Annotated in this window: 14 protein-coding genes; 1 reads left to right on the top strand and 13 read right to left on the bottom strand. The window is 58.3% G+C overall.

The features are described from left to right. Positions 1–17: 17 nt before the first annotated feature. The 12 genes from QV747_RS04570 to corA form a co-directional block, all read right to left on the bottom strand. Entirely contained in the window at positions 18–1,529 is a 1,512-nt protein-coding gene (locus QV747_RS04570) for a GAF domain-containing protein (protein WP_273429443.1), read from the bottom strand. A gap of 182 nt (positions 1,530–1,711) precedes the next feature. Next, a complete protein-coding gene (locus tag QV747_RS04565; RefSeq protein WP_028450532.1) occupies positions 1,712–2,377 on the bottom strand; it encodes an O-methyltransferase in 666 nt (221 codons plus the stop codon). 66 nt (positions 2,378–2,443) lie between these two features. After that, complete coding sequence (locus tag QV747_RS04560; RefSeq protein WP_273429446.1) at positions 2,444–3,532, bottom strand: hypothetical protein; 1,089 nt, start codon at positions 3,530–3,532, stop codon at positions 2,444–2,446. After that, positions 3,529–5,160, bottom strand: a complete 1,632-nt coding sequence (locus QV747_RS04555) for a diguanylate cyclase (RefSeq protein ID WP_273429447.1) — start codon at positions 5,158–5,160, stop codon at positions 3,529–3,531. The genes QV747_RS04560 and QV747_RS04555 overlap by 4 nt, the downstream gene beginning before the upstream one ends. A gap of 14 nt (positions 5,161–5,174) precedes the next feature. After that, positions 5,175–6,902 carry a phosphoenolpyruvate--protein phosphotransferase gene (ptsP, locus tag QV747_RS04550; protein WP_047396855.1) on the bottom strand — a complete coding sequence of 576 codons (1,728 nt, stop codon included), beginning with the start codon at positions 6,900–6,902 and terminating at the stop codon, positions 5,175–5,177. Positions 6,903–7,000: 98 nt separating this feature from the next. After that, a complete protein-coding gene (locus QV747_RS04545; protein ID WP_028450528.1) occupies positions 7,001–7,270 on the bottom strand; it encodes an HPr family phosphocarrier protein in 270 nt (89 codons plus the stop codon). Positions 7,271–7,283: 13 nt separating this feature from the next. After that, a complete protein-coding gene (locus QV747_RS04540; protein WP_028450527.1) occupies positions 7,284–7,682 on the bottom strand; it encodes a PTS sugar transporter subunit IIA in 399 nt (132 codons plus the stop codon). Positions 7,683–7,877: 195 nt separating this feature from the next. After that, positions 7,878–8,936: an FAD:protein FMN transferase gene (locus tag QV747_RS04535; RefSeq protein ID WP_273429453.1), complete on the bottom strand. Its 1,059-nt coding sequence runs from the start codon at positions 8,934–8,936 to the stop codon at positions 7,878–7,880. Next, positions 8,927–9,874: a glutathione synthase gene (gene gshB, locus QV747_RS04530; protein ID WP_273429695.1), complete on the bottom strand. Its 948-nt coding sequence runs from the start codon at positions 9,872–9,874 to the stop codon at positions 8,927–8,929. Before gshB ends, QV747_RS04535 begins: the two co-directional genes overlap by 10 nt. 21 nt (positions 9,875–9,895) lie before the next feature. Then, positions 9,896–11,170, bottom strand: a complete 1,275-nt coding sequence (gene gshA, locus QV747_RS04525) for a glutamate--cysteine ligase (protein WP_273429454.1) — start codon at positions 11,168–11,170, stop codon at positions 9,896–9,898. 140 nt (positions 11,171–11,310) lie between these two features. Next, the gene (locus QV747_RS04520; RefSeq protein ID WP_028450523.1) at positions 11,311–12,342 is read right to left on the bottom strand and encodes a tetratricopeptide repeat protein; all 1,032 of its coding nucleotides are present in this window, start codon (positions 12,340–12,342) and stop codon (positions 11,311–11,313) included. Positions 12,343–12,471: 129 nt separating this feature from the next. After that, positions 12,472–13,434 carry a magnesium/cobalt transporter CorA gene (corA, locus tag QV747_RS04515; RefSeq protein WP_028450522.1) on the bottom strand — a complete coding sequence of 321 codons (963 nt, stop codon included), beginning with the start codon at positions 13,432–13,434 and terminating at the stop codon, positions 12,472–12,474. A 175-nt stretch (positions 13,435–13,609) separates the two neighbouring features. Here corA and mgtE point away from each other — a divergent pair, with 175 nt between their 5' ends. Beyond that, complete coding sequence (gene mgtE, locus QV747_RS04510; RefSeq protein WP_028450521.1) at positions 13,610–15,046, top strand: magnesium transporter; 1,437 nt, start codon at positions 13,610–13,612, stop codon at positions 15,044–15,046. Positions 15,047–15,116: 70 nt separating this feature from the next. Here mgtE and QV747_RS04505 read toward each other — a convergent pair whose 3' ends face one another. Beyond that, positions 15,117–15,707 (bottom strand): hypothetical protein, encoded by a 591-nt coding sequence (locus tag QV747_RS04505; RefSeq protein WP_273429459.1) that lies wholly within the window; start codon positions 15,705–15,707, stop codon positions 15,117–15,119. Between the last annotated feature and the right edge of the window lie 3 nt (positions 15,708–15,710).

Here is a 15,710-nt window from a genome sequence, read left to right as displayed (position 1 = left end):
GCCAGTTGCCGGGCGGATCACAACATGCGGGATGCGAGCAGGGCCAGCCGCTCGGCGCGCAGGACATCCGCGCGTTGCCAGTTACGTTGCGGGCCGAGATGTTCAAAGCAGATGGCCGCAATTAAGCGCTCATCTTGCCTAATCGGGAAAAATAACAGCGCCCCAATGCCTTGTGCAGCCAGCGCCAGCTCGCTCCATTGCCAAGTATAAAAATGCCGCTCGGCGGCGTGAGCGATAATGGTTTCCCCCGCGGCCAGCTGCTCAAGCAGCGGCGTAAACCGCGGGCGGGCTAAATCGGGGCCGCAAGGTAGCGGCAACCCGGCTTGGTTGTGGCGGAGTTTGCATTGCAATTGCTGCCCATCGGCAGCGAGCTGCCACCAGCTGGTTTGCCCCACTTGCAGCACCTGGCAGGCCACTTGGCATAGCCGGCTACGCGCTTCGGCGCTGGCGGGGCCGGCCAGTAAGGGGCTGCAAGCCAGATCAAGCAGCAGTTGATCTGGGCTTGGCGTGCTGGCCGTGAGCTCAGCCAGCGCGGCTAAGGGCTCGCGCTGGGTGGACTGGCTGATTTGCTGCTCGAGCTGCCAAGCGCTGTGCAGGGTGTAGTAGGCGGTGGCAAATTCATTGAGCTCGGCGTTGATTTCGCCGAGTAGCAATTGGCATTTGAGCTGCAGATGTTTGGCGTTGGCCTGTTTGGCGGCTTCGAGCGCTTGAAAACCCATTTGCAGCGCCTCTTTGGGGCGTTGCAGCCGCAACAGGCACTCGCTGCGTTGCAGCCGCGCCTGCCCTAGCGCCCACCAATAGCTGCTGCGCTCGGCTAGCGTGCAGGCGGCTTCCAATGCGGTTAAGGCTAGCGAATAGGCTTGTTTGTGCAGATACAGCCCGCCCACGCGCAGCAGGGCTTCAGCTTCGTCGTCGGCATGCTGCAGGCTGCGGGCGAGATCAAGCGCATGATTAAACGCCGCCAGTGCTTCATCCAGTCGCTGCAATTTTTGTAGATTAACGCCCAGATTGATTTTGGCCTGCAATAGCAGCCATGCATCGGCCACGGCCTCGGCACGCTGGATGGCTTCGCTGTGCAGGGCAATGGCGCGGGCCGGATCGCCCAGCGCATCGTAGATTTGCCCCAAGCCCATTTTGGCTTTGATCCACGGCACCACTTCTTGGGCCAGCTCGGCTACCGCCAAACAACGAGCCCAGTGCTGTAGCGCTTCTTGGTAGCGGGCGCTGGCGTACAGGGCCCGACCAATCAGGGTGAGTAAGCGCGCCTGCGCCGCCAGCAGATGCTGGCTTTCGGCCATTTGCAGGGCTTCGTATTGCTGATTGAGCAGCTGATCGCCATAGCTGATCTGCGACATCAGCTCCACAGTGGTGATCAGCCCGACGGCGTCATGCTCTTGCCGGCAGCGCAGCAGCAGGCTGTCGAGCTGGGCTTGCGCCTGGGTGCGGCGATTGTGCAGCTGGCCATTGATCTGGGCGATCAGCTGGCTAAATTCGGGGGTGGCGCTAAAGGGCTGCTGCAGCACTTGCATGACGAACACCGGGGAAGGAATGCTTCCCAGTGTAGCGCCTGAGCGCTAACTTGCCACTGGCATGCGGCGCTTGTTGCATTGCCGCAAAACTGGGGTAAGTTAGATGCCGGATCAAATACCCGTGCGGGTATGGCTCGCTAGGGTTTATACACTAAGGGCTACAGGTCTATACGTATGGATAGTTAGCGCTTAAACAGAATCGTCATGCCATCGCCAGTGGGCAGCATGCAATGCTCCACGCGCTGATCATCACGCAGCTGGCGATTGAATTCGTGCAGGATCGCTACGCTGCGCGGATGATGCTCCGCCGGTGTGGCGACGCGGCCATTGAGAAACATATTGTCCAGAATAATCAGCCCGCGTGGGCGCACCAGTTGCAGCGCGTATTCAAAGTAATTGGGGTAGTTGGGCTTGTCGGCATCGATCAACAAGCAATCATATTGGCCAGCGTGGCCCTCGGCCAGTAAGCGCTCCAAGGTATCAACCGCGCGGCCCAAGTGCAGCGTGGTGCGCTCGGTGATGCCGGCTTTTTGCCACCACTGCTGCGCTTCTTGGGTGAATTCTTCGCACACATCGCAGGCGACGACGTGCCCATCTTCCCCCATCGCCAGCGCTGCGGCGGTTGAGCTATAGCCCAGAAACGTGCCGACTTCCAGGTAGCGCTTGGCATTGATCAGCCGCAACAGCCAGATCAACAGGGCGCCTTGCTCGGGTGCGAGCGACATTTTGGCCACCCGATGATTGGCGGTGCTTTCGCGTAATTCGCGCAGAATCGGCGGTTCACGCAGCGCCATATTCAGGAAGTAATCCTGCAGTTCGGCCGACATCGAGGTGGTTTGAATAGTCATGAGGCAAGGGGTAAGGCAAAAAGCGGATTATACCCCAAGCCGCCGAGGCGACCGGCGGGCTGGGGCTTAGTGGCGGGTCGGTGCGGCTTGGCGCAGGCGCAGCCAGCACTTATGGGTTTCCAGCTCGCGTTCCAGCTTGCGCAGCTGGCTGGTGGCCTGCCGGGGTAATTGCAATGGTTGACCCTGTTCTTGATGCTGCGCGGCGATCAAGGCGTGCAACGCTTTGCGGTGCACGAGGGCCGGCTGGTAGCGGCCGGCATCGATGTACAGCTCGGCCAGCTGGCTATGTGCCTCGATGCTGATTTCTGGCCACTGGCCGGCCGCCCCGAGGCGGGCCGCTTCCTCTAGGCATTCTTCGGCCAGATCTTGCTGTTGTAATGCGCGAAAACTGCGGGCCAATGCCAGCATGACCCGCCCTTGCCCGGCAAGTTGTTGTAGCTGGCGATAACGCTGGTAGGCTTGGCTAAGTAACTCTTGCGCCTCTTCGTATTGGGTTTGGCGCAGCGCCAACAGGCCGCGCACTGTGAGGGCTTCGGCCGCCCAGGCGGGCGGCAGGCTGTGTTTGGCCAGCGCCTGCTCAACCTGCAGTAGCGCACTGGCGGCTAAATGATCATCGCCCAGCCGATAGGCCGAAGTGGCGATATTCAGATTGACTTCGCAATCGAGTTGCGCATCGGCTAGCGGTTGGCAAAGCTGCTGGGCGATTTGCTGGCATTCCATCGCCCTTACATCATCACCAAACGCCAAATGCACTTTGCCCACACCGATATAGGCACGGATACACCCTTCGGTGGCTTGCAGCTGGGTGGCGATTTCTAGCGCTTTGAGCCATTCATCCAGCGCGCGGAAGTAGTCCAGCTGGCTATATAGCCAGTTGGCCAGTTCATCATGGCACTGCAGTTGTGGATGCAGCTGTTGCTGGCGCTGATAGGCGCGGATGGCTTGCTGCATTTGCTCGCAGGCGAGGGGGACTTCGCCCAGCTGGTAGCTGGCGCGCGCCTGTAGTAGGTGCGTGAGCCCCAGCCATTCGCTTTGCTTAGCGCGGCGGATGGCTTTCAGGAGCTCAGGTGCGGCAGCTCTGACATACGCCGGATCGCTATCCAAGCGTAAATCCAGCTCGGCCAGCGTGTGGAGCAGATCTTGTGCCTCGCTCATGGGCGATCCTCATGCAGACAGACTCGGTTGCGACCGCCATTTTTCGCGGCATAGAGGCCCAGATCAGCGTGTTGAATGAGCTCGGCTGGGCGCATGCCCGGATGCCATTGTGCGCATCCCAGACTAATCGTGACCTTAAGCCCAGCGGTCACTTCGTTCCAAGGGTAATCGGCAATTTTCCGCCGCATCCGCTCGGCGATTTGCATGGCCTGGCCCGCATGGATTTTGGGTAGGGCTAGGACAAATTCTTCCCCGCCAAAGCGCGCCAGAATATCGGTATCACGAATCATGCCTTGTAGAAGCTGCATACCAGTTTGCAGTACTACATCGCCAATCTGATGCGAATAGTGGTCGTTAACCTGTTTGAAATGATCAAAGTCGATCATCAACAGACACAAAGGCAGGTTTTGCTCGGCGAGTTGCTGGATCAGTTGCGGTAGTTGTTCATCCAGCGCCCGCCGGTTGTAAACACCGGTTAGGGCATCTCGGTAAGCAGCGGTTTCCAGCCGCTCTAGCCGTTCTTGTTCCTGATGTCTTTGCTGACGTAGCTGGCGGATTTCCAGCTCGCTGCGCAGCAGTCGTAGTTTGATTTCGGCTTGCCGCAGGCGACGGCTGGACAGCGCCGCGAGGTTTTGCCGCGTATGTTGCCGAATCTGTTGTTGATAATGCTCGTGATAGCCAATGTGATGCATCGTGGCGCGGATAAAGTCGCCGCGCTGCTCGTACAAGGCGGATAGCTCACGGTGGATTTGCAAACGCTGCTGATTACTTTCGTGCGTTTCGGCCAGCGCCAGTGCCTGCGTTAACAGATGTTCGGCAGCGTCGCTTGCGCCTTGCTGGATTTTCAGACGGCCTAGGCTCAGCAGACTTTGGGTTTGCCCCCAGTGGTAGGCGGTGTGCTGGTTAATATCGTGGGCCGCCTGAAAAAACACCTCAGCGCGCAAATCATCGCCGCGGGCTTGATAGAGCTGCCCCAGATAATGGTTTACTTCCGCTAGCCAGCTTAAGCGCGCAGGTAATTGCAATTGATCTTCGGTGCGAAACAGTAGTTGCTCCGCCAAATCGAATTGCTGGCATTTTATCAATGTGGCGGCGAGATGCAGCTGGCTTTGGGCTTGTAGGTCGGCATCAGCGCTTAATTCGGCCCAATCGACCGCCTGGCTTTGGTAATACAGCGCTTCATTAAAGTGCTCGTGCTGAAAATACAGATTGCCCACGCCAAGAAAGCACTGCACAAAGCATTCGCGGTCATCAAAGGGCTGCGCCGCCTGCAGCGCCTTGCCCCAAAACTGCATGGCTAAACTGGCGTCTTGCTGATCAGCATGACAACGGGCCATTAGCTCAAGAATGTTGCCCAGTGTGTCTGGAGCCGCCAGCTGGCTGGCTTCCTGCAGATGAAGTAGCGTTTCGCTGGTTTGTTGTAATACCTGCTCGCAGCGCCCCAACAGATGCAGGGTCTCGCTCAGTAGCTTGGGCTCGGCATGCTGCCGTGCCTGTGGCAGGATTTGCAGCGCCAGACTCTGGCTATGCTCACAACAACTGGTGAAGTCCGCCTTGGCCTGCGCCAGCATACCGTGCAACGAGGCCAGCGAGAGGAGGTGAGGCGCGCTGCCTATGGGTTGAGCCACGGGCGAGCTCCCAGCTAGCTATTGAGCTGCTGCAGCAATTGCCGCAGCGTGTCTTCATCGTCGGCTTTCAGCATTTTGCTAACGATGGGTTTGATCCGGCCAAGCTCGGCGCCCAGTAATTGCTGTTTTACTTTCAATAATTGAATCGGCAGCATCGAGAAGCGCCGCAGCCCCAAACCCAGTAGCAGTCGGGTCAGGCTGGGGTCGCCGGCCATTTCGCCGCACATAGATACAGGTTTGCCGAGTTTGTCGGCGGTGCTGATGATGTGTTTGAGTAGTTGCAAGACCCCGGGGTTGAGCGGGTCATACAAATGGCTCACCGAATCATCATTTCGATCGACCGCTAGCGAATACTGAATCAGGTCATTGGTGCCGATTGAAATAAAATCGAGGTGTTGCAGGAATACGCCCACTGCCATGGCCGCGGCGGGGACTTCGATCATGCCGCCAAGCTCGATCTGCTCATCAAAGGCAATGCCTTCTTCGCGCAGTTGCTGCTTGATGTCTTCGATATGCTGGCGCGTTTGTTTGGCCTCGCTCAGCGCCGACAGCATCGGGATCAGCAATTTAATTTTGCCAAATGCCGAGGCGCGTAACAGAGCGCGCAGCTGGGTGCGGAACATTTGCGGCTCGGCTAGGCACAGGCGAATCCCGGTAAGCCCCAGCGCCGGATTGGGGGCTTCGCGCTCGGCCTGCCAGGATGGAATTTTGTCTTTACCCAAGTCAATCGTGCGGATCACGACGGGCTTACCCGCCATGGCTTCGGCGGCCGCTTTATAGGCGACAAATTGCTCTTCTTCAGTGGGTAGATCGTCTTCTTTCAGAAACAAGAATTCGGAACGGAACAGACCCACGCCGCTGGCGTTATTTTCTAGCGCTAGCTCGCAATCTTCAGGCAGCTCGATATTGGCCGAGAGATCCACTTCGGTGCCGTCATAGGTGACGGCCGGCTTGGTACGGATATCTTGTAGTTGCTGCTGTTTGATGAGCCATTCGGCCTGGCGGAACTGGTATTCGGCCAGCGTTTTGTCATCAGGATCAATAATGACGCAGCCTTTGATCCCGTCGACGATGATGAGCTCTTGCTCGCGGATAATCTGGTGCGCGGTGCGCAGTGCCAAGACGGACGGCAGATCCAGCGAGCGCGCCAGAATAGCGGTATGCGAGGTCAGGCCACCCACATCGGTGATAAAAGCCCGGTAATTGGTGTCTTTGAACAGCACCATATCGGCCGGCGACAAATCATGTGCGACCAAAATGCAGTCATCGCCACCGCAATGCAGGGCATGGGGGCCATGCTGATGGCCGGCCAGCGCTTTGAAAATTCGCTCCGTGACCTGAATGACGTCGGTGCGTCGTTCGCGTAAATATTCTTCTTCAATTTCGTCAAATTGGGCAAGTAACACATCCAGCTGCTGCTTAACGGCCCATTCGGCATTGCAGCGCTCGGTTTCAATGATGTGGCGCGGCTCTTTCGACAGGGTGTGGTCATTGAGCAGCATGATGTGCAGGCTCAGGAAAGCGCCCAGCTCGGCTGGCGCATTGTCCGGGATGCTGCCCCACAGCATTTCCAACTCTTTACGGGTATTGCGGATGGCCTCGTCAAAGCGTTGCAGCTCGGCGGCGATGCCATCGGCCGGGATGACGTAATGCACGATCTCGATATCGGTGTGCGATACCAAATGAGCATGGCCGATGGCAATGCCACCTCCCACGCCCAAACCGTGTAGGCTGATACTCATCCCTGTTCCTCCTGCTGGCGTTGCCGCCGGTTAGGCCAGCGCACGGGCTGGCGTGCCGGTTGCCACTCTGCAGGCGGCAATCCGGCGCAAGTCTGCGTTTATTCGCCTTCGCCGAAGCGATCTGCCACCAGCGCGGTGAGCGCTTCCAAGGCTTTGTCTTCGTCCGGGCCGCTGGTGTCGATCAGAATCTTGCTGCCTTTGCCGGCGGCTAACATCATCACGCCCATAATGGATTTGGCATTCACACGTTTCTGATTGCGGCTGATCCAGACTTCGCTTTGAAACTGGCTGGCCAGCTGGGTAAATTTGCTCGAGGCTCGCGCATGCAGGCCTAATTTGTTGACGATTTCGACTTCAAGCTGCGGCATAGTGTGTTCCTGCTTACAAAGGGTTGCCGGGGAGCATGTACAACACGCCTTCCAAGCCACCGGTGATGGCTTTACTCACGGCAATCTCGAGAGATTGATGGCTATACGACAGCGCCCGCACCAGCATGGGTAGATTCACGCCGGCGACGGCTTCGATCTTGCCGGCTTCGATCAGCCGGTTGGCAACATTGGAGGGCGTGCCGCCGTAAATATCGGTTAGCAATAAGATGCCGTCGCCATCATCCAGCTCGGCAATCAGTGCTTTGGCGCGTTGCAATACCTGCTCCGGGTCGTCGGCTTTGCTCACGGCAAGCTGGCCCAAATTGGGCAATGGCCGACCCATGATGTGCTGCGCACAGGTCATCAATGCCTCACCCATCGAATAGTGGGTAACGATGATTATGCCTACCATGAACCAGTACTTCCTTCTTCGTTCCCTAAAGCCTTATGGGCATTAGGTTTTCAGTCAATTAATGCATCATATAACTGTTTGCCTGATTCGAGCAGTAGCAAAAATGACAAACAGCCGCGCTGCAACACTGTGCCTACCTGTGGGCCAGCTGACTGGCCGTAGTATACGCAGGCCAAATTGCAATTTGCCGTCAGCCTAGCGCAGGCGGTAAATCCGGCTGGGGGCATCTAGCCATTTCAGGCGGGCTTGCATGCTCGGCGACAGATAGGCTTCCCCTTGCTCATTAATCACCAGTACATCGCGTACACCAAAGCGCTGTGCATACTGCCAGCTGGTGGCCAAACCACCGATGAACATCGGCTTGGTAGCAACATCGGAAATCGTGCCCGCGCTCTGGCTCGGGGGGGCAATAATCGAGACGGCTTGAATACCGTGGGCTGACTGGCCGGTGCGTGGGTCAATCAGGTGGCTGTGCCGCTCTTTGCCTTGCATAAAGTACCGCTGATAATCGCCCGAGGTGCCAATGGCTTCGCCGCTTTTGAGCTGTAACACCGCCATCGCTGAGGGTTTGCGCGGGTGTTGCAGGCCAATGCTCCACGGCTCCTGATCTTTTTTGCCCAGCGCTAAAACATTGCCGCCAATATTGATCAGGGCGTTGAGCACCCGCTGCTGGCGCAAATATTGCGCGGCATGATCCAGGGCCCAGCCTTTGGCAAAACCACCCAGATCAATCTGCACTGCCGGATTGCTACTGCTGATGCTGCTGCCTTCAATTTGCAGCGCGTCCAGCGTGGGGGCTGCGCTCAGTACGGCTTGCAACTGCGCGGGGTCAGGAGTGACCGGCGCAAAGGTGTCTTGGTGAAAGCCCCACAGCCGCACCAGCTCGCCCACGGCTGGATTAAACAGCTGATCACTCTGGCGGGCATATTGCTGGGCACTGCGCAGCATTTCGATGAGCTCAACATCCGCCTGCACGCTCTCTCCGCGTGCAATGGCAACGTTGAGCTCGGTGAGCTCGGAGGGCTGCCAAGCGTGCAGCTTGCGGTGTAGCCGATCCAGTTCAGCCAGCACGGCGCCGGCGTGTTTGGCGGCTACGGCTTCATCCAGACCGTAAATACTGATCTGCACGCGAGTGCCAAACACATAGCTTTCCTGCTGATACAGCTCGTTTTTACCGCAGGCACTGAGCCACAGGCACAGCAATAGCACCAAGCCAGCGCGCAGCAGGCGGGGCAGGTCTGCGCTTAGGCGCACCGGCGCTCCAGCGCATCGATGAATAATCCCGCCACATTGATGCCTGATTGCGCGGTGATTTCTTGAAAGCAGGTCGGGCTGGTGACATTAATTTCCGTCAGATGCTCGCCAATCACATCCAGCCCCACCAGCAGCAGGCCTTGTGCGGCGAGCTTGGGCCCCAGCTGTTCGGCAATCGCGCGATCACGCGGGCTCAGTGGGCGGGCAACACCGGTGCCACCGGCGGCCAGATTACCGCGGGTTTCGCCCGCCGCCGGAATTCGCGCCAGACACCAATCCACCGGAACACCATCAATCAGCAAAATGCGTTTGTCGCCGTCTTTGATGGCGGGCAGGTATTGTTGGGCCATCACTAGGCGACTGCCATTGTGGCTCAGCATCTCCAGTATGCTGCCCAAGTTCTTATCCTGATTGGTCAGGCGGAAGATACCCGCCCCCCCCATACCATCCAGCGGCTTAACGATCACATCGCCATGCTCGGCCACAAAGGCGCGAATATCAGCCATATCCTGGCTGACCAGCGTGGGGGCGATCAGCTCTGGGTATTGAAAGATCGCCAGCTTTTCATTCAGATCGCGCAGCGCCTGCCCGCGGTTGAATACCTTTGCGCCGTGCGCTTCCGCCAGGCTAAACAGCTGGGTGGCATACAGGTAGGCCTGATCAAAGGGCGGATCTTTACGCATGATCACCGCCGAGAAATCCGCCAGCTCGCGATCGACTGTGTCGGTAACCTGATACCAAGCGCCAGCGTCTGCCTCGCTCTGCAGTTGCAGCGCCTGCGCCCGTGCGCGCACCCGACCTTGGCTAAGGCGCAGATCATCACTCAGGCAAGCAAACACCTGATGGCCGCGCTGCGCCGCCTCGCGCATCATGGCGTAGGTGCTGTCTTTGTAGATTTTGAAGCCTTCCAGCGGATCGGCAACAAACAGGATATGCAGCTGGGCCATCGGGTGCTCCGCTTAGTTGGGTTCGGCTTCCAGTTCCAGCGCGCCAGCCAGCAGGGCCAGTCGCGCCACCACGCCGTAGGCGTAGAAGCGGTTGGCTTCGCAATCGGGCGAGCCATCGCAATCGGGGGTGGTCAGCGGGGTGGCAAATGCCAGCGGCTGGAAATGCATGCCCGGGGCGTTCAGATTTTCATCAATGCCGCGGCCGGTGTGTACGCGGTAGAAACCACCAATCACAAAGCGATCCAGCATATAAATCACGGGCTCGGCTACGCCTTCGTCGATGGTTTCAAAAGTCGGCACCCCTTCTTGCACGATCACATCGTGCACGGTGAGGCCTTCTTTAATTACCGACATTTTATTGCGCTGCTTGCGATTCAGATTCACCAGCTCGGCGCCGGATTTCACGCTCATAATGCCCATGCCGTAGGTGCCGGCATTGGCCTTCACGATCACAAACGGGGTTTGGTCGATGCCATGCTGGGCGTATTTGGCGGCGATTTTTCCGATCATCGCATCCACCGTGGCGGCCAGCTGTTCTTCGCCTTCGCGGGCGTGGAAATCCAGCCCATCTACATGCTCGAAATACGGGTTAATAAACCACGGATCGATATCAATCAGCTTGGCAAATTCGTCAACCACCTTGTCATAAGCACTGAAGTGGCCGGTTTTGCGCCGCACCGCCCAGCCAGCGTGCAGCGGTGGCAGCAGGGTTTGTTCAATGTTCTCCAAGATGGCCGGGATGCCGCCGGACAAATCGTTATTCAGTAGCACCACGCACGGATCAAAATCCGCCAGACCTACGCGATTGCCTTGGCGCACCACCGGCTCTTGCAGCAGGGTGCTGCCATCAGGCAGGGCTAATTCGGTTGGGGCGCTAATTTCGGGGCTAAGACTACCTACGCGGACCACCATGCCGGCTTGGCGCAGGATTTTCACCAGTGCCGCTACGTTTTGCAGGTAAAACGCATTGCGGGTGTGGTTTTCTGGAATCAGCAAAATGCGCCGCGCATCCGGGCAGTAGCCTTCCAGCGCCATCATCGCCGCTTGTACGGCCAGCGGGTGAAATTCCGGATTCAGATTATTAAAGCCGCCGGGAAACAGATTCATATCCACGGGCGCCAGCTTGTAGCCGGCATTGCGCAAATCCACCGAGCCATAAAACGGCGGCGTGTGCTCTTGCCATTGATTGCGGAACCAATGCTCGATTTCCGGTTGGGCATCGAGGATTTTGCGTTCCAGCTCCAAGAGGGGGCCAGTCAGGGCAGTGGTGAGGTGTGGCACGCTCATGGGCGGCTCCAGCGGCAGTGATGATTCGTCAGCATATGGGGGCCAAGCGGCCAATTACAAGCCGACCGGTCTAGGCGCGGCAGTTTGGCTTGAGGGTATAGGCTGGCGAGGCTTGTTGTCATTGATTTTGCTTAAGATACCTAGGCTTTTTTCGGTAAGTACTGGCGAATGTCGCTCAGGTCGATCGCTGGAATATGCCAGGATTTGCTGTTTTCCAGGTGAATCTGATCCAGTTGCTGGGCATAAAAGCCCACGCCATCGTGGTCTTTCAGCGCGGCGCAATAGCCGCTGGCCTGGGCATGAAAGCGGGCTTCGATATGCCGCATGCCATCTTGGCGCGCCAGCCGCAGGGCCCGCTCGATAATGTCCAGCGACATGCGCGGATTGCCAAGCAAAAAATGCACTTCGGCCAATTGGCCCAGCACATTGCATTCGGTCCAGTGGGCCGGAGTTTGCTCGATGGATTCCAGCGCCTGAGTCAGATACAGCTCGGCTTGATCCAGGTGGTAGCTCTTCAGGGCAATGGTGCCCAGATGCAGCAGGCATTCCGAAACAAAATGTTGCAGCCCATTAGCCTGGCTGAAATCGGCACAGGCTTGCAGGGTATTGATGGCCTCACCCATCTGGCCGGCGTGATAGAGATCCCAGCCCAGGCTCAGCTGCGCTTTGGCTTGCTGCTGCAGCTGTGGGTTTAAGCGCAATAATTGCAGCGCCGCGCGATGAAATTCCACCGCTTGTTCGTAGGCGTTGTAGGCGCTGCAGACATGGCCCAGCCCAATCAGCGCATCGGCGTGGGTGGGGCCGCAGTGGCGCAGGGTGCGGCACACCTCGATGCATTGCTTCCAGGCCGCCAGCGATTCGGCGTACAGGCCGCCGGTATAGTAATCGCGGCCGAGCCGCTCAAGGACGTCCATCGCGAGATGGGGTAAATCGTGGTGCTGGCAAATCATCAGAGCTTCAAGCAGACGTTGTTGATCGTCGCAGCGCACGCCCAGCTGATTGTGGGTGTTGGCAATAAACACGGTGGCCTGCACCAGACTGGCCATATCACCGATTTGCTGACTTTCGCGCAGCAATTGCTCGCTTAGCTGCAGCGCCTGTTCGGGCGCGCTATGCAGCAGGCGCTGAATATCGCGCAAACGTTGGTCAGCATTCTGGACTGTGCGGGTCATGGGCGTGTGGCGCTGCGGATAACGATTGAGCCTACGCAAGCCGCGCGGGCAATGCCAGTAGAATACTTACATTGACACGATTGGCGGTAAGACGGCGCACACGCCCGGCGCGCCCGTCAGATAAGTGGCTTAGAGCCAGCCTTTGCGCTTGAAGAACACATAGGGCGCGATGCCCGACATCACCATCAGCAGCAGCGCCAGCGGATAGGCCCAATCGTATTGCAGCTCGGGCATATGCTGGAAATTCATCCCGTAAATCGAGGCCACCAGCGTTGGGGGCAGAAACACCACGCTGGCGATCGAGAAGATTTTAATAATCTTATTCTGGGCCAAATTAATCAGACCCATCACCGCATCCATCAAGAAGTTAATCTTGTCGAACAGGAAGGCGCTGTGATTATTCAGTGATTCCAGATCGCGCAAAATTTCGCGCAGATCGTTTTCCTGCGCGGCGGCCAGCTGGCGTGAGCGCAAGAGGAAAGACAGCGCGCGGCGCGTGTCCATCAAGTCCAGCCGCACTTTACCGTTGATGTCTTCGTGGCCGGCCAGCTCGGCCAGCGCCTGGCCCATCAGCTCGTCGGTCATCTCGGCGCTATGGTCCAGCACGCGGCGGCTGACATCGTCGAGCTTGGTATAGATTTCTTCCAGCACATCGGCATCGTATTCCACCGCGGCATCGTAAATCGCCAGCAAAATTTCCTGCGCGCTGGCCACAAAGCCGGGCTGCACCCGCGCGCGCAGGCGGAATAAACGAAATACCGCCAGTTCTTCCTGCCGGATGGTGAGCAGACGGCCTTCATTGAGCAGGAACGATACGGTGACGTTCTGGTGTTCGTCCTCCGCGTGGGTGAGGAAAAACGAGCTGATGTGCACGCCATTGTCGTCGACATAACAGCGGGCGGATTCTTCCAAGTCTTTCAGCTCTTCATCTTCGGGCAGCTCCAGATGAAATACGCTCTGCACCAGCTGACGTTCATCATCCGTCGGGTCAACCATATCCACCCACAGTACTTCGGGGCGTGAGAGGTCTTCTGGCACCAGCGCCGGCACTTGAATCAGGCGGCCTGCAGAAAGGACAAAGGCATTGAGCATAAGAAGCGCCCCGTAATGAAGATGCAATCAATCAGCGGCGGCGATTATACGCCGCTTGCTCCGCTGCGACATTGCTTAAACCGGTAATCCTAATTATCGCCATCATTTTGTGCTTTTGCGCGTGCTACACTGCGCGCGCCAGATTGGCGCCAGTTCACCTTGCCCGAGTTTGCTTATGAATGTGACCACCCGCAAAGCCCAGGAAAGCCTGCAAGAAAGTCTGCAGCAGGTGATTCATCTGCTCGAACGGCACAAAATCGTCGAGAGCATGGTGCACAAGCAGGCCATGGCCAAGCACGATCTGGTCGAGCAACTGGTGCATCGGCAAAACGAAGCCGAGCTGAAAATGAAGCTGGCGCATCTGCACCCGGCCGATATTGCCCACATTCTGGAAGCCCTGCCGCCGGCCGATCGTTTAACGGTGTGGAGCCTCGTTGATGCCGACGACGACGGCGATATTCTGCTGGAAGTCTCGGATGCGGTGCGCGAACAGCTGCTGGCCAGCATGGCCCCGCACGAGATCATCGCCGCCGCCGGGCAGCTCGATACCGATGAGCTGGCTGATCTGGTGCCCGATCTGCCGCAGGCGGTGCAAAGCGAAGTACTGCAAACGCTGGATGCCGACGATCGCGCGGAAGTGCAATCGGCGATGTCCTACACCGACGATCAGGTCGGGGCGCTGATGGATTTCGACATGGTCACGATCCGCGCCGATGTAAAGCTGGAAGTGGTGCTGCGCTATTTGCGCCGCTTTGATGAGCTACCCACCCATACCGATAAGCTGTTTGTGGTGGATGATGATGAGATCATCAAGGGGGTATTGCCCCTGAATAAACTCCTGGTGAGCGATCCAGATGCATACGTGGCTGGGGTAATGGCCAGCGATGTGGTGATCTTCCAGCCGTTTGATGATGTGGGCGCCGCGGCGCAGGCCTTCGAGCGCTATGACCTCGTTTCCGCGCCGGTGGTGGATAGCAATCACAAAGTGATTGGCCGGATCACCGTCGACCAGATGGTGGATGTGATCCGGGAAGAATCCGAAGCCGAAGTGCTGTCGCTGGCGGGTTTGAAAGAAGAAGACCTCTTTTCCAGCGTGGGCAAAGCGGTGAAAAACCGCTGGCCATGGCTGGCGATCAATATTTGTACCGCTTTTGTGGCTAGCCGGGTGATTGGCGCCTTTGAAGACACCATTGCCCATCTGGTGGCGCTGGCTGCGCTGATGCCGATTGTGTCCGGCATTGGCGGCAATACCGGCACGCAAACCACCACGCTGATTATCCGCGGCCTGGCGCTGGGGCAAATTACCACCAGCAATTCGCGGCTGCTGGTGGCCAAAGAGCTGGGTATTGCCGTGATCAATGGCCTGGTGTGGGGCGGAGTGCTCGGCGTGATGGCCTGGGCGCTGTACGGCCAGCTCTCGCTGGGCCTGGTGATGATGGGCGCGATGATGTTGAATCTGCAGGTGGCGGCGTTGGTGGGCTTGTTTGTGCCGCTGACCATGCAAAAACTTGGCCGCGATCCGGCCTATGGCTCATCAGTGTTGATTACCGCCATGACGGACAGCCTGGGCTTCTTTATCTTCTTGGGCTTGGCGACGATTTTCCTGATGTAAAGCGGCGCTAGGAATAAAAAAAGCCAATGGGTAAACACCATTGGCTTTTTTGTTGGCGTGACGATCGCGCTTAGCGGCAGCGGGCCTGCTTGGTGGGCCACGAGAGCAGATCAAAAGTGACTTCGCTGTCGCTAGTCTCAGCGGCGGGTACGCGCAGATCAACAATCTGCAGGCATTGCCGCCATTGGCCCTGCCGCCCAATCACGCCATCTGCCGGCAGCGTTTGCAGGCCGCCTTGGCCATCACTCAGTTGCAGTGCGCCATCGCGCCACACCAGCTGCTGCTGTGGGTTGAGTGCTACGCCGCTGGTGAGATTGCGGCCCAGCAGCCAGCGTGGCGGCTGGCCATCGCGGGCTTGGCCTTCCAGCGTGAGCCAGTCTTGCGGGCCTGCCGGATGTGCGCGGCGCGCCAGCGTGGCGGTGAGGCCTTGCGGGGCCACGGCCCAGCGGACGGGCAGAGGACTGACTTCCATACGTTGCTCACCCACCTGCACCTGCAGGCGGCCCTGGCGTTGTTTGAACTGCCGCAATGGGCCGCTGAGCTGCTCGCCCATTTGCAGCGTGCTGTGTACTTGCAAGGGTGCGGCGCTGGCCGGGCTGGCCAGCCACACCCCAGCCAGCAGGCTGGCCAGGGCACACGTCAAGTTGATTGACTTGGTCATTCG

The organism is uncultured Chitinibacter sp., from assembly GCF_945957625.1.
Taxonomy (GTDB): domain Bacteria; phylum Pseudomonadota; class Gammaproteobacteria; order Burkholderiales; family Chitinibacteraceae; genus Chitinibacter; species Chitinibacter tainanensis.
Note: the sequence above shows the minus strand (reverse complement) of the source record. Positions and strands in the feature narration are given on the sequence as shown.